Annotated in this window: 15 protein-coding genes; 7 read left to right on the top strand and 8 right to left on the bottom strand. The window is 46.1% G+C overall.

Annotated elements, in window-relative coordinates; all coding sequences use genetic code 11:
- Nucleotides 1-291: 291 nt before the first annotated feature.
- A complete protein-coding gene (locus RIE73_RS18510) occupies nucleotides 292-927 on the top strand; it encodes a type I restriction endonuclease (RefSeq protein WP_446402574.1) in 636 nt (211 codons plus the stop codon).
- 144 nt (nucleotides 928-1071) lie between these two features.
- Here RIE73_RS18510 and RIE73_RS18515 read toward each other — a convergent pair whose 3' ends face one another.
- From RIE73_RS18515 to RIE73_RS18525, 3 genes are all read right to left on the bottom strand, one after another.
- Nucleotides 1072-5796, bottom strand: coding sequence for a WD40 domain-containing protein (locus tag RIE73_RS18515; protein WP_446402575.1), 4725 nt, complete (start codon nucleotides 5794-5796; stop codon nucleotides 1072-1074).
- Between the two features lie 248 nt (nucleotides 5797-6044).
- A complete protein-coding gene (locus RIE73_RS18520; protein WP_446402576.1) occupies nucleotides 6045-7412 on the bottom strand; it encodes an ATP-binding protein in 1368 nt (455 codons plus the stop codon).
- A gap of 702 nt (nucleotides 7413-8114) precedes the next feature.
- Entirely contained in the window at nucleotides 8115-8291 is a 177-nt protein-coding gene (locus RIE73_RS18525) for a hypothetical protein (RefSeq protein WP_446402577.1), read from the bottom strand.
- A 322-nt stretch (nucleotides 8292-8613) separates the two neighbouring features.
- Between RIE73_RS18525 and RIE73_RS18530 the strand changes: the two genes are divergently transcribed.
- Nucleotides 8614-9060: a hypothetical protein gene (locus RIE73_RS18530; protein WP_446402578.1), complete on the top strand. Its 447-nt coding sequence runs from the start codon at nucleotides 8614-8616 to the stop codon at nucleotides 9058-9060.
- 552 nt (nucleotides 9061-9612) lie between these two features.
- Here RIE73_RS18530 and RIE73_RS18535 read toward each other — a convergent pair.
- The 4 genes from RIE73_RS18535 to RIE73_RS18550 form a co-directional block, all read right to left on the bottom strand.
- Nucleotides 9613-11187: a phytoene desaturase family protein gene (locus RIE73_RS18535; protein ID WP_446402579.1), complete on the bottom strand. Its 1575-nt coding sequence runs from the start codon at nucleotides 11185-11187 to the stop codon at nucleotides 9613-9615.
- Between the two features lie 98 nt (nucleotides 11188-11285).
- A complete protein-coding gene (locus tag RIE73_RS18540; protein WP_446402580.1) occupies nucleotides 11286-11636 on the bottom strand; it encodes a DUF1816 domain-containing protein in 351 nt (116 codons plus the stop codon).
- A gap of 256 nt (nucleotides 11637-11892) precedes the next feature.
- The gene (locus tag RIE73_RS18545) at nucleotides 11893-12465 is read right to left on the bottom strand and encodes a ferritin-like domain-containing protein (protein ID WP_446402581.1); all 573 of its coding nucleotides are present in this window, start codon (nucleotides 12463-12465) and stop codon (nucleotides 11893-11895) included.
- A 186-nt stretch (nucleotides 12466-12651) separates the two neighbouring features.
- A complete protein-coding gene (locus RIE73_RS18550) occupies nucleotides 12652-13167 on the bottom strand; it encodes a hypothetical protein (RefSeq protein ID WP_446402582.1) in 516 nt (171 codons plus the stop codon).
- 335 nt (nucleotides 13168-13502) lie between these two features.
- On the opposite strand from RIE73_RS18550, the gene RIE73_RS18555 reads away from it, so the two are divergent.
- The 4 genes from RIE73_RS18555 (at nucleotide 13503) to RIE73_RS18570 (ending at nucleotide 16997) form a co-directional block, all read left to right on the top strand.
- On the top strand, nucleotides 13503-14165 hold the full coding sequence (locus RIE73_RS18555) for a BON domain-containing protein (protein WP_446402583.1): 663 nt from the start codon (nucleotides 13503-13505) through the stop codon (nucleotides 14163-14165).
- A 295-nt stretch (nucleotides 14166-14460) separates the two neighbouring features.
- Nucleotides 14461-15147, top strand: coding sequence for a dienelactone hydrolase family protein (locus tag RIE73_RS18560; protein ID WP_446402584.1), 687 nt, complete (start codon nucleotides 14461-14463; stop codon nucleotides 15145-15147).
- A gap of 239 nt (nucleotides 15148-15386) precedes the next feature.
- Nucleotides 15387-16607: an L-lactate MFS transporter gene (locus RIE73_RS18565; RefSeq protein ID WP_446402585.1), complete on the top strand. Its 1221-nt coding sequence runs from the start codon at nucleotides 15387-15389 to the stop codon at nucleotides 16605-16607.
- Nucleotides 16608-16637: 30 nt separating this feature from the next.
- The gene (locus tag RIE73_RS18570) at nucleotides 16638-16997 is read left to right on the top strand and encodes a hypothetical protein (RefSeq protein WP_446402586.1); all 360 of its coding nucleotides are present in this window, start codon (nucleotides 16638-16640) and stop codon (nucleotides 16995-16997) included.
- 82 nt (nucleotides 16998-17079) lie between these two features.
- Here RIE73_RS18570 and RIE73_RS18575 read toward each other — a convergent pair whose 3' ends face one another.
- Nucleotides 17080-17529 (bottom strand): response regulator, encoded by a 450-nt coding sequence (locus tag RIE73_RS18575; protein ID WP_446402587.1) that lies wholly within the window; start codon nucleotides 17527-17529, stop codon nucleotides 17080-17082.
- A 250-nt stretch (nucleotides 17530-17779) separates the two neighbouring features.
- Here RIE73_RS18575 and RIE73_RS18580 point away from each other — a divergent pair, with 250 nt between their 5' ends.
- The gene (locus RIE73_RS18580) at nucleotides 17780-18973 is read left to right on the top strand and encodes an aminotransferase class V-fold PLP-dependent enzyme (RefSeq protein WP_446402588.1); all 1194 of its coding nucleotides are present in this window, start codon (nucleotides 17780-17782) and stop codon (nucleotides 18971-18973) included.
- Nucleotides 18974-19138 lie beyond the last annotated feature (165 nt).

The raw sequence follows: 19138 nt of genomic DNA on the forward strand, positions 1-19138 counted from the left end.
CAAACACAGAATAGTGAGGGACACAGATTGACACAGAAAACTAAATAATCTCCCCAACCATCGAATCATCTTTATCATCCTTTGCCAGCCAGAACTAACCGGTCTGTGAAATCAGTGTGACTAACCTCTCAACTCCCCACCCCTAACGTTCCTCTAAATCCGTGCAATCAGTGTTACTAACCTGCCAACTCCCCACCCCTAACGTTCCTCTAAATCCGTGCAATCAGTGTTTCAGGAATGGGGAATTGCTATATAATTTGACATTAACCCTAACCATGAATTGGGATAGTTATGGCACAAGTCATCCAAGCTAGCGAACTAACCTTACACGATGTCAAAGAAAAGTTTAACCTTCAGCAAGTGGAGGATGAACAGTTCTTTCCAGAATGGCAGGATGATTTACCCCAAGCCACTGATGCTGAAAAGCAATGGCTTGATCGGGTTAAGGCGAATTTTCTCTATTTGGCAGAGTATCCCATGCATGAAGAGATTGTGAAAATGGTGGTACTGTCTCCATTGCTATCCCTCGCTAACTTTTATAGCTATCCGTTTCGTCCTGTGGCAGAAAAGCCAGTGGAAATTGTGTTTGAAGATGAGGCAGAAACCCTCAGAGGAAGGATTGATGTGCTGGTTTTACATCAAACGTTGTGGGTTACAGTTATTGAGGCGAAGCGCAAGCAGCTTAATGTTTTAGAGGGAATTCCCCAAGCCTTATTTTATATGATGAATAGTCCGACTATCAGGGAACCTCTATTTGGATTTATCACCAATGGCAGTGAATTTGTGTATCTCAAACTCATGCAGCAAGACTCGCCGCGATATGGTCTGTCCCGGCTTTTCTCGCTGATTAATCCCGGAAATGATTTATATGCGGTGTTAGGTGTCTTGAAGCGATTGGGGGAAGTTGTGAACAGTACTAAGCTGTGAAATGGCAAAAGAAGGTTTCAGGTTCGTGCGATCGCACCTGACTGATTGTACCAAATCCGGGTGAGCTACCCCGGTTATAACCCAGTCCTTACCTTGCGGACTACCCTTCGGGAAGGCTTCGCATACATTTGTGTAGCAGCGATTTCAATCGCCTCCTCTTGCTTGTTGACAATAAATATCATCACACAGATTTCTATCGCTCTCACTGACATTGGGATTAGTCTTGAGATAATCCCGCAACCAATTACAACCCTGTCTTAGTAAATCATCTAGCGCTAAATGCCAGGTCATCACCTTTACTGTTCCATCACGGCTAGCCGAGGCAATGGTTTGACCATCGGGACTAAAACTAACACTGTACACCCAATTGCCATGTCCTTGAAACGTTTGTAGTTCGATACCATCTATCCGCCAGAATTTTACCGTACCATCACCACTGGCTGAAGCAATAGTTTGACCATCGGGGCTAAAGCTGACACTATTGACCCAATTGCCATGTCCCTGAAACGTTTGCATCAGTGTGCCATCTAAACGCCAGAGTTTCACAGTGCCATCCCCGTTTGCCGATGCAATGATTTGACCATTGGGACTGAAACTAGCGCTATTTACCCAATTGCCCTGGCGTTCAAACTCTTGTACAATTGTGCCGTCAGTACGCCACCGTTTCATCGTACCGTCACGACTGGCAGAGACAAGGGTTTGACCATCCGGACTAAAGCTGACGCTATTGACTCCACCGCTATGCCCTGCAAAGATTTGCATCACTGTACCATCTAGACACCAAACTTGGACGGTACAGTCGGTGCTAGCTGAGGCAAGGGTTTGACCATCGGGGCTAAAACTAACACTCTTAACCAAACCCCGATGTCCCTTAAACGTGTGAACCACTCTGCCATCTAAACCCCAGAGTTTTACCGTACCATCATGACTCGCCGACGCCAGCATCTGACCATCGGGACTGAAACTGACGCTACTCACCCAATCCCTGTGTCCCGCAAAAGTTTGTACGTCTGTGTCCTGTAAATGCCGGAGTTTTACCGTGCCATCACCGCTAGCTGAGGCAATCCGTTGACCATCGGGACTGAAACTCACACTATTGACGCCATCACTATGGTCGTGAAACGTTTGGACAACAGCGCTATTGGTCCGCCACAGTTTCACTGTACCATCAGTACTGGCTGAAGCAAGGGTGCGATTATCGGGACTAAAACTAATACTCCACAGCCAACTACTATACCCTTGAAAGGTTTGCACAATCGTACCATCAAGACGCCAGAGTTTCACAGTGCCATCACTGCTGGCTGAGGTGAGGATTTGACCATCGGGACTAAAATTGACACTATAAACCCCATCACTATGTTCCTGGAACGTTTGCACCGTTGTGCCATCTAAACGCCACACGTTAACAGTGCGGTCATGACTAGCCGAGGCAATCAGTTGACCATCGGGACTGAAACTAATACTATTAATCCCACCGTTGTGTTTTTTAACGGTTTGAATCAATGTGCCATCTAAACGCCAAAGTTTAACGGTACGGTCATGACTGGTTGAGGCAATTAGTTGACCATCGGGACTGAACGTGACGCTATTGACCCAATCCCGATGTCCGTTCAAGGTGCGGATAAGTTTGCCATCAATACCCCATAATTTTACTGTCCCGTCACCACTGGCTGAGGCAATAATCTGACCATCGGGACTAAAGGTGACACTCCTCACCCAATCACTATGCCCCTTAAACGTATGCAGAATTGCACCATCAAGACGCCAAAGTTTGACGGTTCCATCCGTACTGGCTGAGGCAAGGGTTTGACCATCGGGACTAAAACTGACACTCCAAACCCCACCGCTATGTCCCTGGAAGCGATTACATTCGTTCATGGAGTAGATGACGTGCCACAGGGTAGACAAGGTTCGCGTCTTGATCGTCCTTGGCGCATTGATATACTTTAACTTTTGACCTGCCTTAATGCTGGTGACTAATGCCCCCAGTTGGTCATGGCATAGAAACATGGCTTGAGCCAACGAACTCAGGGTTTCAATTTCAGCAATCTCTGTCCGCCGACGTGCCTGTTGTTCATGAGTTAATGCCTCTTGTTTCTCTTTGAGTGCCTGTCTGAGTTGGGCTTCGGTTAACTTCTGCTTCTCTTTTGCCTCGGCTAATTCGGCTAATAAGCCGGGGGCTTGCTTCTGGCGGATGAAATCGACTAAATAATCGTGAAATAACTGATAACGATTGACGGGGTAATCGGGGACTAAAAAGACTATCCCTGAACCGACTAAAATATGCAGGACCAAATTCAGTTGCTGGATTCCGGCTGGAAATCCCCAGGCGTCTAAATCGGCTGCCAACTCAGCCCGGGTTTTCAAGGGACGTGTGCCATTCTCATAGGTGAGTAAATATAAAACGAGTCGGGCAAGTTGTTTATTCTTCGCCCCACAATCGACAACCACTTCCTCCAGAAAACGCTGGGCTAGGGTTTCTTTGGGATGATCAAGTAGGCGATATTGGTGTAACTTGGTGATATTGTAGGTTTGCAGTTGCGCCCCCACTACCTGCAACTCAATTGGACGAACGTTCCCCCCATCACCAGCTAAATCCTGGACAACTTGATTAATGAGGGCGGGTTCTAAATAAAACTGCGATCGCTCGGTTAATTCCCGAATTACTGATTTTGCCCGTTCCGGTGAAAAGTCGCCGAGGTAATAGCGAATCGTTTTATCCAGAATGTTCTGATGAAACTCCTCTAAATTGGCTAATCGTTCAAATTCTAAGAGATAGTGTAAATAATCTTCCCGTAACGCTATGATAATCTTCAGATAGGGAATCCTCAGACACACTTCCAGGAACTGATAAAACTCCCGCCGAGTCCCGATATGATTACAATGAAAGAAAAACTCTTCAAATTGGTCAAAAATTAACACCGTCAGCAGATGGTGTTCGCTATTTTGGGATAAGGTTTCCAGAATCCCATCAAGTCTCTTAACCGATTCTCCGGGTTTCCGGGAAAACGAACGGCTTTCATCCGATAAATCAACGGCTTCAATTCCCCGTTCGGTTAACGCCTCCGCCAACTTTATCCCCAATTCGTTGACCCAATTGGTATAAACTCGCAGCGTCACCGGTAAGGCATAGCGATCGCCAACAGGATGCTGTTTCAAATCGGGGACTAATCCTGCCGATAACAGGGAACTTTTACCTACCCCGGATTGACCGTGCATGACCGTCAATTTATGGCAGGGTTCACTCAGCCTTGTCCTTAATGCTTGCAGGTCTTGACCCCGCCCCGATGCTGTAATTCGGTCTTGGGTTCGGACTTGGGGGTAAATGGAATCAATAGAGGAATTAATCACTCGTTTGATCGGCTTTAAACGTCCAGCGCCGACAAAGGGGCGGAACCCATATTGCGCTTCAATCGAACGTTGCTCTAATTTTAGGGCAAAGGATTTCAGATACTCATCCCGTTCAAAGTAGAGTCCGCGTAATTCTTTTAAGATATCAATATAAAGTTGGGGGTCATAGTCGGGTAGACTCTGAGTTTTAGCCGTTTCCAGGTTTTGAATCGCCGCCGCCGTCTCGTCAAGATGACGTTGGGCTTTTGCCAGTAGTAATAAATATAAACTCTGATAGTGTTGCCATGCCCAAGCCCAATGGGTGTGATCCTGCTGGGAAGCTAAGTCAATAACGGATTGCTGATTATTCGTTTGTCGGGCTGATTCAGCATACTCTTTGGCATCACTCCAAGCCCCTCTGGCGAGGGCGACTTCCGCTAAAAGGGCATCAGCATACCCGGTATACAGATGAGTGCTGTCTAAATAAGTTTGATGGAGATGAACAGCCGTTTCAGCCACCTCTGCTAATTCCTGCCACTCCCGCAACCGAACTAACACTTCTCCCCAGGGATTAATAAACCGGGCGGCTAAATCCGGACGATTCCCCTGTTGAAACCCACGCACACAACGCTGAAAATAATCCTTTGCCCGATAACACGACTGCCAATAGTCAGCCCGATGCAAAACCGCATAACACCGCCACCATAAGCCCAGATAAAATAACAAACAGCCTTGTTGTTCCAGGTAATCCCCCTGTTGCCAAAATGCCAGACTTTGCTGATAATACTGGCGGGCTTTTTCCATCTGCTGATTAGCCTGAGCATCTCTACCCAGAAGAAAGTGCAGTTTTGCCTCAACGTCGGGTGTCAAGGGTTCGCCCCGACGGTGCAAATCCTTCAGCGCCGATTCTAATTCAGAACCCCAACGGGAACCCACAGCGATCGTAAACACCGCGTTATCCAGAAACCGACCCACCCCTGTATTTAAGACCTCAGTAAAGATTGTATCAGCCGTTTGCTCAATTCTATCAATTAAATCGGGCGTCGCGATCGCAAACTCGACTTGGGTTGCCCAACTTTCAAAATCGGGGACTAACCGAATCAGTTTTCGCCGTAGGTTATCGGTTACCCACAGGATTAAGGGAAAGGGCAATTTGCGAAATTCTTCCCGGATTTGGTTGGTGGTGGTTAGCAGTTGATCCAGATGGGTGATAGAGTCTAATCCGAGTACAACAACAGCACCATCGGATTGCTTATCCGTTGCCGGCGAGATCCCCGATTTTTTGAAGAAGTCGGGATTCTGAACCGCTGATTTTGAAGAGGAAAGATGTTCAATAATGGTTGAGTAAAGTCGGGTGACGGATGGCTGGAGACTTAGTGTTTGAATCTCAAGAGAACATTGTTCTTGCAACTGCTGTGTGATCTGCTTTTGCCCGGTGAAATAATTACAACGTGCCAGAATGAGTGAGAATTCACCTTGAGACAATTGGATGGCACGGATCAGCGTTTTTAAGGATTGTTCGTTGTCAGGGTTGGTCATTTTTCAGGGAACAGGGAACAAGGAACAGGGAACAGGGAACAGGGAACAGGGAACAGCAGAGAATATCTCAACTTGCCTTAGTACTGCTATAGCAATCCTAAATAGGTTGTGAAAAATCAAAAAAGAGAAAAAAGCTTTGAAACTCTTTCCCATTGCCCATTGCCCATTGCCCATTGCCCATTCCCAAAAATCATCAAATTTTTGGACACGACTCAAATAGGATTGCTATATAGTAGTCAAACCCGCCCCTACCATTCAAAACCATGTCCTGGAGGGAAGTGATCAGCTAAGATGGGGTTAATGTCAAACCAACACCCTTGCTGATCGCGATATTCAAATACAAACAAACTCCGCAGGAGGACTTGATATCCATCCTCACCTCTAACGGTTTTGTCTTGTTCGACTTGTTGCAGTAATTCCCACTCATCGGGTGTAATTGCCAAACACAAATCATTACGTCGCTGACAAATTACACTGTCTAAACAATCCCCACTGATAGGCGGGTCATCTTTTTGGATACAGCCAAACAATAAAACCAGCAAGTTTCGCACATGACCACCACTGACTAAACAGAGACGGTCTAAGGTTTCCGGACAATCAAATACCTCTGTAATCAAACGCAATCGCTGTTGAGGTTCAACCCCTGGAAATGCCCTCGCTAATACCATCTGTCGCAGCAATGCCATTCCCTCCTGGCAAATTGTACCATCCCGCTGCTTCACCCGCACCATCGGCAATATTTTCGGCTCAACGCCAAAACGATTCGTTAATCGTCCCAAGGCATTGGAAAAGGCTAAAACCAGGGGAATGGTATAGACAACATGACAGTTTAACTGATTTAACTGTTCGCCTCGGTCTACAAACAAATATTCCGGTTGCAGTTGTCCTCCCGGCTTTTGTTTATTATCAATGCGGTCAAGATTATCGACAATGACGACTAATCCTTGTTTCCCCTGCTGCTTTAACTGCTGGATGGCGGGTTCAATTAACTCGTGGTTAATCGCCTCTAAAATGCCATTGACTCGGGGTTCTAAATGTTGGCGCAATAGAGAACGCACTTCTGGGCTATTCTTCGCTTGAGCGGTAATTTCACCAATACCCAGCGCCAAGGAAAACTCGCCCTCTTTTTTAGTGGTCATCCCTAAATCCCCAACCTGAGGGACTTTAACGTTTACCCCCTTAACTTCCGCCTGTAAAATCTGAGTCGCACCCTGGAGTAACTGTTGAAAACGGCTAGGCTGGACGTTGATGTGACTGGCTTCTAGAGAGGTACTCACCTGACGGGCGATCGCGAGTAGAATATCGCTAATATCCACATCTGCCATATCCAAGTCCTGGGAGGACTCAAAGTAGACGACATGAAAGCCTTGCTGTTCGAGTTCAGTTTTCAGGCGCAGTAATTCCGTGGATTTGCCACAGCCAATATGTCCGGTAAACAGTTGACAGGTTGGTTCATCGGGAGATAATCGACTAATCGTGCGCCCTAGTTCCTTGATGATATTATTTCCTCGCACGGAAGAAAAATCAATATAATACGGTCGATCCTCAGACTGACTCAGATCGAGGGTTTTGCTAGGGTTGGATGCGCGGTAAAAGTTGGCTAAATTCAGTGTCATGGTTTGCCTGACTCTCCAGCCTATTCCTAGTGTTGACTCTGTTTGTTCTAGCCCTGAGTAATTGTCTTCACTGAAGTGTAGCACTACAATCTGTCAGTTGCTGGGCAATACCCAAATCAGGCGGTAGAATCATCTTCTCCCCATTGAGAACTAACCTCTCTATGTAATCAATGCTACTAACCTGCCAACTCCCCACCCCTAACGTTCCTCTAAATCCTCCAAATCCGTGTTCAAAACACAGATTACACAGAAGGGATGGTAGCTTCCAGCACAGTGAATATCAGGGACACAGATTGACACAGACAACGAAATAATCCCTCCACAATCGAATCTTATTTTTATCTTTTGCCAGCGAGAACTAACGTCTCTGTGTAATCAGTGCTATTAACTTCCCACGCCCACCCCTAACGTTCCTCTAAATCCTCCAAATCCGTGTTCAAAACACAGATTACACAGAAGGGATGGTAGCTTCCAGCACAGTGAATATCAGGGACACAGATTGACACAGACAACGAAATAATTTCCCCAACAATTATTACATCTTTTCATCCTTTGCAAGGGAAAACTCTTAACTCTGAACAGGGAACTGTAAAAGCTTGATGGGAACCACCGGATGAGGATCACGATCGCACAACCAGGGCGTGAACCAACCCTACCATCCTGATCAAAGGTTGAAGCATCACAGTGCGATCGCACAACTCACTAGACGACTACATCACAGTGCGATCGCGCCCAATTCACTTGCTCAAATCGGGTGGCTCTTGCCTCAATTCTCTGGCGCAAAACCAGATGACATCCTGTCTGTCTGATGGGAACAAATTTGATATTACGGGTGGATAATTGCATCCCCATTCCCTGTTGAACCGACAGGATATGCATAAAACGGCTTTTTTGTCAAATCTACCTCTGCATGAGTCGATCAAATTGGGTAATGGAACATGATTGTAGTATTTCAATTTTTCCGATGCTAGGGAGAACCAAATAACGCAGTATCAAGGCATTTTAGGAATAGTTGGTTAAAAATGGTTACAAAAATAACCCAATACAGCATAACAATAACGTTATACTACACCCTCAAACCCAGGTCAAATCAGGATTTGCCCAGGGCATTTTCTGCCCGCCCGAACTCCGCTTATCTTTAAACTATTAAAACTTAAACGTCAAAACCAAAAGTTTTACTTATATAGAGGCGACGTATCCGATGCTGTGGGACTATTTGCACAGGGGAGTCAAGCAGGGAATTCGCGATCGCTATTTGTGCAAGCATCGTTCTCCCTGGTATTCAATGGAAAAGCGTCCGTCTTCTCCATTCCTGTGTACCTATATGGGGCGTCGGGATAGCGGTAAAGGTCAACCGTTTCGATTTATCCTCAATCATTCAAAGGCAACGGCTACGAATGTCTATTTGATGTTGTATCCCTTACCGACTTTGGCTCAAGCACTTTTGGATCAGCCAGAATTACACCAACAGATGTGGCAAGCTCTTAATCAGATTTCGGATCAGGCGCTGATGGGTGAGGGGCGAGTGTATGGGGGCTTACAGGTGTATGGGGGTGGGTTGCATAAGCTGGAACCGAGAGAATTGGGTAATGTTCAGGTGGAGAGGATTGAGGAAATTTTAGCTAGAGCCGTCTCAAGAAATAGTTAGGCGATCGCGAATCCCCATAGGAGCCTGTCAGGGAAAGCACAGAACCTTGAAGCTCAACCGCTCTCGTTGGGTGGGTTACTCGAAAAGAAGTCGAGAGCCTACGTTCCAAGAGCTCAACCTACTGGACTGACACAGCTAAAATTGTGGGATAGATTTTACCGTTAAAATGGGCGCACGCCATGCGCCCCTACAATTCTAATCCACCAATTAAGGTGTGCCACGCCACTACTGCCGTGACCCAACTAAAATAAGACTTTGTTTGTAGTGAGAACTTTAGTTCTCTCTCCGCCTAGCTGGAGAGGACTCGCATCCCTCACTACGAACCAAATCTAATGCACCATTTTATCTGTGTCATATCATGTCCGGATAAATAGTTACGATAAAATCAACGATGAACATGGCTATGCTGCCCAAGATGCCTTAAGGTTACAGGATATGGTTAAGGCAGATTCCTAGCATTGTAGAGACGTTGCATGCAACGTCTCTACACAATTGTAGGTTGGGTAGAGCTAACCTGTTCCCCGTTCCCTGTTCCCTGTTCCCTCATCTAAACTAAGCGTTAGCAAAAGCTGGATGCACCTCAGGCAATTCAGGAACACGAGTTCGATCCCACACCAGTTTTCCAGTCAGCAATTCAGCCACATTCATGCCATTGCCAATCACGCCAGGTACACTAGGATAACCTGCACTAGCGCCAACTAAAAATAGGTTCGGTAACTCGGTTTGATATCCCAATCGATTTAAACCCACCTGTTTAGGAATCAGCTTTGCGCCGTAAATATTTCCTTGCGGTTGACCTAAATAATACTCCGTCGTCGTCGGCGTACCAAAGACTTTCATCCGGATATAGTTATCGATATCGGGGACTAAATCTTGCACACTCTCCATGAGTTTCTCATAGACGTGCCGCTTTTTCTGTTTGTAGGCTTTGGAGTCGGTTTCGTGAAGATATTTAAACGGCTGATACGGACAAATCGTGCTAATCTCCAACACATGATGACCCTCCGGTGCCATTCCGGGTTCCCTGGATTTCATCGTGGGACAGGAGAGAAAAATCCAGGGCTTCTCGAAGTTATCTTCGAGTTGTTCCTGGTAGGCTTGATTTAAGTTACCTTTAGGATAATACCAAACATTCCAGTTGCCAATTCCATAGCGTTCCGGGTCAAATCGTTCATCTAAACCCAGGTAAATATTGAAGGCACTACAGGAATACTCATAATCGGTGAGGCGCTGGCGTTCTCGCTGACTTAATGCCTGATCATCCTGCATCAGTTGCACCGTTAACTTGGGATCTAAATCACTGATATAGGTTTTGGCTTGATAGGTTTCTCCGCCAGCAACGACGGCTTGAACTTGACCCTTTTCCACCTGAATCTGTTCGACGGGGGTAGAACATTTAACCACACCCCCACTGGATTCAATTGCCTCAACAATCGTGTCTACAAAATGCTTAAAGTGATATTTGGGATAGTAAGCACCTGCGGCATAATCCCGAACTAAAGAGGTATGGGGGAACAGGGCAATTTGATTTGGGGGTAAACCATAATCCCCACTTTGACCCGCCAATAGATCTTGTAATTTCGGAGATAAACCGATATAATTATAGAGGTCTTGTAGTGTCCAATTTCGTTTTAAGAACAGATTCCAATATTTGGGTAACTTTAACCAATCTGACCACTTGCGATCATACCAGGGAAAGTCTACGACTAAGCGACGTAGCTGTTCATGCACTGTCTTGATTTCGTCGCAATAACGGTTAATCGCCTCTGTTTCCTTTGGGAAGTTGGAGATCAGGCGATCGCGGAATGTTTCCCAACCTAAAGGGATGCTAAAATCAACCTCTGGGGTAATTACCCGGTCAATACAGTCGGGATTGAGTAAATTAAAGGGAATATCCCGGTCGATAAACTTCAAAAATCGGCTAATTGTGCGATCGGGTTCGCATTGGGCAATATAATGGACATCCGCACAAAAATTGTAGTCACCGTAATCAAAATTGTGACAACAGCCACCAGGTAAATAATGCTTTTCCAAGACAGCAACTCGGTAGCCTTGCCGTGTCAAACAGGCGGCGACTGAAAGTCCACCAAGTCCGGCTCCCAGAACCACATAATCAAAGTTTTCCATCGGCAAGTCTCCTCTTTATAAAAGTTTCAATGGATTAGGTCAAGTACACAATTGACCAAAAGCCTTGGCAGATCAATTATTTATTTTCAGTGAGCGCACTAATAAAATAGGTTTGAATTATACACAAAATCAAAAATACCGCCCTTAAAATTATCGGCGGGTTCATTGTCACAAATAGTAAGTAATTTGGGTTGACCTTGCTTCAGTTCAATCATGCTGATTTTACAGCCTTCTTCCTGTAAATCCTCGATATATCCGGCTTGGTAAAGTTTGGCTTGCTGACCACTGGCGAAAGGTCCAAAGTAGTAAGTACAGTGGGGATTATCTGTGACGATTTTCAGCCACCACGCTAAACCTAAGCGTTCTAAGGAAGCAAGAAATGTATTTTGATATTTTTTCCAAAAACCAGTCATCTTTTTTGGTAAGTCCGTTACTGGAGCTGTTGACACCCTGTTCATCCGGGATGGCATTCCTCAATCTTGCCATCTCTACGCTAGAGAGTTTGGGCTTCCAAGACTTCAGATTATCAATATCTATAACGTAATTTCGTCTATCTAAAGAATGAATATTGAGTGAAGTTAGCCTGTAACACTGAATACAACTACTATTTATCAAGTAAGAATCCCGCCCCCAGTTTGGGTTCTGGTAGCACGGGATACCTTTTACCTGAAGTGGCGCGATCGCCCGCCCAATAGAACCAATCAATTAGCTCGGTTTATTTCTGGGATCGATAGCCGCTAACAGATCAGCAAGTTCACTGGCGTGATCTTCTTCGTCTTCCAGAATGCTTTCCACGATATGACGAGTTGTGGGATCAGCATGACCAAAAAAGCCAACTAACTTGCGGTAAACTTCAATCGCAATCCGCTCGGCGACTAAATCTTCTTTGATCAATTGAGTCAACTCAATATTCGCACCCGTGCTACCATACTCCGTAGATGAGCGATTCATGATTGTCGCCGGATTAAAATCAGGATCACCCCCAAGCTGGTCAATCCGCTCGGCGAGCATCATCATATGTTCTTGTTCTTGCTCGGCGTGTTCGGCAAACTCCGCCGCAACTTGAGGATAATTAATTCCTTTAGCAATAACCTGATGGTGACGGTAGCGCATTACACAGAGAATTTCCGTGGCTAGCGCTTCGTTGAGGTACTGACAAGCTTGTTCGCGGTCTAGGGGATAATCTTCAGTAACGGCTCCCTCTTCAATAGATTGACGCGCCTGCTGACGGATCTTATCAATATCATAAAGTTGATTTTTTGTTTGTGTGGCTGTCATAGGTGTTCATCCTTCTCATTATCAATTCAGGGATACTCACCGATTTACCAACGATAAGTGGTTGGTTCTCGGCGTTCATTGAGTAACCCAAATCTTTATTCCTGAACTTAACTGTAAACAAAGAGCCGAAAAGGTGCTTCTGTCGCAGGAGAGAACTCTGATTTCTAACTTCCGAACTAGTTCGACTTAGGCGGAAGTCGGCTCTTGATATCCCTGAATTGCTTCGGGTTCAAATTGGCGCAGCACAGACGTAGCTTGGCGGATTAAATCCTCCGAGGCTTTTACCGCAATCAAATATTTACCCGCATTCAGGCGATTACGATACGTCAGAGCATCACCCCCACCAATGGCGATACCTACACCACCACCAACTAAAAGAGCGCCCAGGGCTCCAGAAATAGCGCCGAGAATTCCGGCGATAATGTGATTGAGTAGGCGACTCGCACCGGGAAAAATGGCGATACCCGTGAGGACATTGAAGACATAGCCAGCCACAAATCCAAAGGGAATCAGCCAATAAGCTAAGCGGATGATTTGTTGAGTCGCCTGTTGATTGGGTTCAACCAAGCCAAATTCATCTGCGCTTTGATAGCCTTCACCCAGGATACTAATCTGAGTCGTTGATAAACCATTTTTGACTAAGGCAGAGGACGCTGCTTCTGCTTGGGTGCGATTGGGCAATACGGCAATCAGATAAGACATAATCCGAATAGTTATGATATCTACAAGTTGAACAAAATAATAGAGTTAGGGGAGTTTACGATAATCTTAAAGAATCGAACCCGGCAATAACGTCAGTCTTGAGACGGAATACATCTCCAATACCTTTACCTTAATCTGACCCCTCCCTAACCCTCCCCTTGGCAAGGGGAGGGAACGTTCCCCGCTAGTTTGAGAATCATATCTACCCCTTTAGAAAGAGGAAAGCCAAGGGGAACAAATACCAAGATGAAGTGGGGGTGTCGGCTATTTCAATATGAGTTAGATTCCGTTAAAACCAAATGGTGATTTGAGGTGATAGGTTAGCTATGGTTTTCATGACCGATCAAGAACTTGGCACTAGAGTTAAAGATCAAATCCGCTGGGATGGGCGTGTGCCAGCCGCAGATATTGAGATTACGATTGAAGATAGTAAAGCTATCCTGAGAGGCACTGTACCCAGTTACCGCGCCAAAATGGCAGCCGCAGAAGACGCTTGGGTGGTATCGGGAATTCAGAAAGTGGATAACCAACTCCAGGTAAAATATCCACCTGCGGTAACGGTTCCCCCAGACAGCGAAATTGCATCGAGTGTAGAAACTGTCTTAGTTTGGGAACCTGATATTGATTCGGCGAACATAGAAGTCAGTGTTACCTCAGGAGTTGTTACTCTCCGAGGTACTGTGGATGCTTATTGGAAGAAATATCAAGCGGAACAGGATGCTTATGGGATTGCGGGTGTCATCGATGTAATTAATGAACTTGGGGTGGTTCTGACCGATAAACCCCTTGATCAGGTAATTGCTAGAGATATAGAAGCCGCCCTAGCCAGAAATTCTCATGTCAATGTTGAGGATGTGACGGTGGCTGTAGACAATGGCACTGTCATCTTGGGGGGTAATATCCCCAATTGGGCGGCATGGCGGTCTGCTTATAATGCGGCTATCTATACTACTGGCGTGATTGATGTCGTTGATCAACTGAATATCGTTTATTCCTAGTTACCGATGAGGAATTAGGGAGATGAGGGCGTTAATTCAAAACTCGGTTGGGGCGGGTTTCGCACAGACGTTACCATCAATAATTAACAGAGAGTCCCTAAACCCGCCCCTACACAGGATGGGTTTCGCACAGACGTTACCATCAATAATTAACAGAGAGTCCCTAAACCCGCCCCTACACAGGATGGGTTTCGCACAGACGTTACCATCAATAATTAACAGAGAATCCCTAAACCCGCCCCTACACACTCAAAAATTAACCAATACTGAGAATAAAACTACTGAGACTAAAACCATGACTAAAACATCAGCATTAAATGTAGAACAAAAACCCGTCCAAATCCCATCGGGTCGAGTTAACCTGGAAGGCAATTTGCATATCCCTGAAGCAACTCAGGGCGTGGTAATTTTTGCTCATGGGAGTGGTAGTTCTCGCCATAGTCCCCGCAATCGCTATGTTGCTGAAGTGCTTAATCAAGCTGGGTTAGCGACGCTACTGTTTGATTTGCTGACGCTAGATGAAGAACGAGAAGATAGACAAACCGGACATTTGCGCTTTAACATCGAATTCTTAGCAGATCGGCTGGTGACGGCGACAGAATGGCTTGCCCAAAACTCAGATGTTCCCAAGATGCCAGTGGGTTACTTTGGTGCCAGTACGGGTGCGGGTGCTGCGTTAGTCGCCGCCGCCCGACGCCCTCAAGCTGTTGATGCGATCGTTTCTCGCGGCGGACGCCCGGATATGGCGGGAGCGGTTTTACCGCAGGTGCAAGCGCCAACCTTGTTGATTGTGGGTGGTAATGATACTCCCGTGATTGAGATGAACAAGGAGGCTTTGGCACAGCTAGAGGTGGAAAAGAAATTAGAAATTGTTCCCGGGGCTACCCATTTGTTTGAGGAACCTGGTGCCTTGGAAAATGTGGCAGAACTTGCCTGTGATTGGTTTGAGCGCTGTCTGGCTAGGAAAAGTGGGGGCGAGTAACAACAATATTATTCGGTTAAGAGAGGGAGCAGGGGAAGCTGAGGGAGCATGTCAGAGAAAGCAGACAATTGTTCAGCTATCTGCTAAGTTGGCTTATTCTTCCAGAAGGCTCTACCTAAGTACCTCAACCCAATCGACAAAGGGGATCATAGAGCCGAGAATTAACTTAATCCAGTTAGCTGATCAGATTCTATTCAGGTGGTATCCTCTTGGATGATCAGCTATGTGTGGGAGATTCTATGGATAACTGGCAATCTGTTCGCGTTTTTGGCTTGCCAGCAGAGAAAGGCAGATGGTTTTTAATCCCGTTAGGCTCGCTTGTCCTACTGTGTCTAGGAACAGTCTATTCTTGGAGTATCTTCCGTAAACCGCTAGAGGACTTATTTGGCATCAGCGCCACCCAAAGTTTATTACCGTTCACAGTTTTATTAGTCCTCTATGCCCTGTTGATGCCAATTACGGGATTCTACATTGATAAGATTGGCGTGAGCAAAATTACCGCGATTGGTGGCGTGGTGACGGGAATTGGTTATCTCCTCTCCAGTTTCGCCACGAATATCATCCTCTTAACGATTACCTATGGGGTAATCGCTGGGGCGGGCGTTGGTATTGCCTATGGTGTTCCCCTAGCCGTTTCCGCTAAATGGTTTCCCGATCGCAAAGGGTTGGCAGTGGGATTGACGGCGATCGGGTTTGGACTGTCTCCCTTGGTGACAGCACCCCTGGCAAAGGGCTTAATTGCCGCGTTTGGGGTTCTTCCTAGCTTTGCCATTCTGGGGATTTGCTTGACGGCAATTATTCTCGTTATCTCAATCACGCTCAAATTCCCCCCAGTCGGATGGAAACCCCAAAACTGGACGCCAAAACAGGTCGAAATCCCCATAAATCAGCGAAGACCACTCTTGCAATCGCCGTCTTTTTATGCGCTCTGGTTTTGCTATACCATCGGCACGTTTGTCGGACTCTCGGCGATCGGGATTTCTAGCCCTGTGGCACAGGAAATTATTCAACTCGATGCGACGACTGCTGCGATTACGGTGTCTATCTTTGCTGTCTTTAATGGCATCGGGCGTCCTCTATTTGGTTGGTTGACCGATCGCCTACAGCCCAAGGGAGCCGCAATGATTTCCTATGTGTTAATTCTGGTGGCTTCGATTTTGATGCTCAATGCGGGAGAGGGCGCAGTCTTGACCTATCTGGTTGCCTTTTGTCTATTCTGGCTTTGCTTAGGAGGATGGTTGGCGATCGCACCAACAGCGACGCTGATTTTGTTTCCTCCCGATGACTATGCTAAGAACTATGGGATTGTCTTCACCGCCTATGGCGCTGGCGCATTATTAGGGACTCTCGCCATCGGACAACTCCGGGACTTGTTTGGCAGTTATATTTATGCTTTCTATCCCACCGCCATTTTAGCCATCATCGGTATTATTATCGCCCAATTTAAACTTCGCGCTTAAGTATTGGACTTTGGACAAAAAAAAATAAATTTGCGTAATTTATTCGCCAAGGCATTTGGGACACAAAAATTAGATGTCGGGGCGGATTTAGGCACAATTGTCGGGGTAGGTTTAGGGATAATTGTAGGGGCGGGTTTAGGGACTCAATTCCAATATCCACCACTAACGGAACAACAAAACCCGCCCTCTTCAGAAATAACGGAACAACAATACCCACCTTATTCTCAACCGCGATCGCACCAAAAAAATGTCGAAATTGGGACTTTAGAGAAGTGGTTAGTTGAAAGATTGGGGCAGGGCGGGTTTTGTAGAAAGGTGATTGGTGACTCCATTAATTTTGTCCCTAAACCCGCCCCTACATTAGGTTTTATGTCCCGATATCATAGTTGAATATTACCCTGAAACCCGATCAAAAAATACCAGATTCCCAACCGCGATCGCACTTTGTTTGTCCAAAGTCCAGTACATCCGATTAACTAACATTTGCCAAGGTTCCCCATTCCAACGAATAGATCTCAATCAGTTCACGCAGTCGATACTGTTGATAATTTTTCGATGAACTGAGGCGAGCTTTATTAATAGTCCGAACCAGTTGCTCGCGAGAAAACGGTTTACTTAAGTGAGCAATAGCGCCCTGTTTCATGCCCCAAATTCGGTCAATTTTATGACTTTTCGCCGAACATATAACAATGGGAATGTTCTGCGTATCGGGATGTTTTTTAAGCTGACGACACACCTCAAACCCGTTCATTTCCGGCATCATTAAGTCGGTAACAATGACATGGGGTTGATAAAGGACTGCCTTATTCAGCGCTTCTTTCGGGTTAGTTAGATTGATAATCGTATGACCGCTATCGCGCAGGTAAAGATTCATCAAGGCTAACTGACTGATACTATCCTCAATCAATAAAATCTTACTCATGGGACGATTATCCTGCAAGTTTAGATGAGCTGGGAAGGAATAAAAATAGGAAATTGGTTTTAGATATCTCTGCTTATTATCAGAATACCTTTACTTCCTGTAACAAATAATCCGTTGATTCGCTGAATAATCCTACGCAGAATGGCTGAGTTTCTCAGAAACTGCATCAGTATATATGCTTATCGTGTTGAAAAATTGGGATGATGGGGATTATAATGACACATTCTTGTGGGATAGTAAAAACTTGCCAATGACAGACCTCTCGGGTGCATCAACTCATCTGCAACACCATCGACAGCAGTTTCCGGCTTTAGCCAACAAAGCCTATTTCAACTTTGGCGGTCAAGGGACTCTCCCCTCAAGGTCGTTAACCGCAATTCAACAGGCTTATGAGTATACTCAGGAGCATGGACCGTTTTCGGGTAAGATCTTTGAATGGCTGATAGAACAAACCCAGCAAACCCGAAGCGCGATCGCGTCGGAATTGAGAACGCCTCCCGAAACGATTACCCTCACCGAAAATGTCACCGTTGGCTGTAATATTGCTTTCTGGGGAATAGACTGGCAAGGTGGCGATCGCATCCTGCTGACGGATTGTGAACATCCGGGTATTGTGGCTACAGCAGAAGAGATTGGACGGCGATTTGGCGTAGAGGTAGCTACCTGTCCGATTATGGCGACGCTGAATCAAGGTGATCCTACCGCCGTAATCCAACACCACCTGACCCCGCGTACCCGCTTAGTGGTTCTGAGTCATATCCTCTGGAATACGGGTCAAGTTTTGCCGTTAAAAGAGATTGTAGAAACCTGTCGTCATGCAGTAACCGAAAATGCCCCGATTAGAATTTTAGTCGATGCAGCCCAATCCGTCGGTTCCTTACCCTTAAATTTAAGCGAACTGGGGGTAGACTTTTACGCCTTTACCGGTCATAAATGGTGGTGTGGACCTGCAGGGGTTGGCGGTTTATACGTGCGCCCTGATGTATTAGAACACCTGCATCCCACATTTATTGGTTGGCGCGGTATTACGATGGACAATAGAGGTAAACCCATCGGCTGGAAACCAGATGGAGAACGCTTTGAAGTTGCGACTTCCGCCTATCCTCTCTACGTTGGATTGCGAGAGGCGATCGCGACTCATCAGCAATGGGGAACGGATCAAAGCCGCTATGAACAAATTTGTCAGCGTAGTCAATATCTTTGGCAACGCCTATCTGAGTTAAACTCGGTGCGTTGCTTGTTGAACTCTCCCCCCCAAGCGGGTTTAGTGTCCTTTGTCTTAACCGATAGTACCCCCTCTTCCCAATTCGTAAAACAATTAGCAGACAAAGGGTTCCTGCTTCGCACCCTGCGTGATCCCGACTGCATTCGCGCCTGCGTTCATTACTTGACAGACTATGAAGAAATGGATCGGTTAGTGGACGCGATCGCAAATCAATTGTAGGGGCGGATGTAGGGGGGGTTTAGGGGCTTACAGGTGTAGGTTTTTTATTTTATGGTTGGGACAAGACAAGGAGGGCAAGGGGGACAAGAGGACAAGGGAGGAAAACCGTACAGAATCTTGTTCGGTCAAGCTAACTTCTAAAAGCCGAAACGCCCTATTTTTCGT

The organism is Coleofasciculus sp. C1-SOL-03, from assembly GCF_040220555.1.
GTDB lineage: Bacteria > Cyanobacteriota > Cyanobacteriia > Cyanobacteriales > Coleofasciculaceae > Coleofasciculus.

Coding starts and splice junctions, on each gene's coding strand:
- RIE73_RS18565 (WP_446402585.1), top strand. CDS start 15,387: ATGGATAACTGGCAATCTGTTCGCGTTTTTGGCTTGCCAGCAGAGAAA.
- RIE73_RS18575 (WP_446402587.1), bottom strand. CDS start 17,529: ATGAGTAAGATTTTATTGATTGAGGATAGTATCAGTCAGTTAGCCTTG.
- RIE73_RS18550 (WP_446402582.1), bottom strand. CDS start 13,167: ATGTCTTATCTGATTGCCGTATTGCCCAATCGCACCCAAGCAGAAGCA.
- RIE73_RS18555 (WP_446402583.1), top strand. CDS start 13,503: ATGACCGATCAAGAACTTGGCACTAGAGTTAAAGATCAAATCCGCTGG.
- RIE73_RS18560 (WP_446402584.1), top strand. CDS start 14,461: ATGACTAAAACATCAGCATTAAATGTAGAACAAAAACCCGTCCAAATC.
- RIE73_RS18520 (WP_446402576.1), bottom strand. CDS start 7,412: ATGACACTGAATTTAGCCAACTTTTACCGCGCATCCAACCCTAGCAAA.
- RIE73_RS18535 (WP_446402579.1), bottom strand. CDS start 11,187: ATGGAAAACTTTGATTATGTGGTTCTGGGAGCCGGACTTGGTGGACTT.
- RIE73_RS18525 (WP_446402577.1), bottom strand. CDS start 8,291: ATGCATATCCTGTCGGTTCAACAGGGAATGGGGATGCAATTATCCACC.
- RIE73_RS18515 (WP_446402575.1), bottom strand. CDS start 5,796: ATGACCAACCCTGACAACGAACAATCCTTAAAAACGCTGATCCGTGCC.
- RIE73_RS18545 (WP_446402581.1), bottom strand. CDS start 12,465: ATGACAGCCACACAAACAAAAAATCAACTTTATGATATTGATAAGATC.
- RIE73_RS18530 (WP_446402578.1), top strand. CDS start 8,614: ATGCTGTGGGACTATTTGCACAGGGGAGTCAAGCAGGGAATTCGCGAT.
- RIE73_RS18580 (WP_446402588.1), top strand. CDS start 17,780: ATGACAGACCTCTCGGGTGCATCAACTCATCTGCAACACCATCGACAG.
- RIE73_RS18510 (WP_446402574.1), top strand. CDS start 292: ATGGCACAAGTCATCCAAGCTAGCGAACTAACCTTACACGATGTCAAA.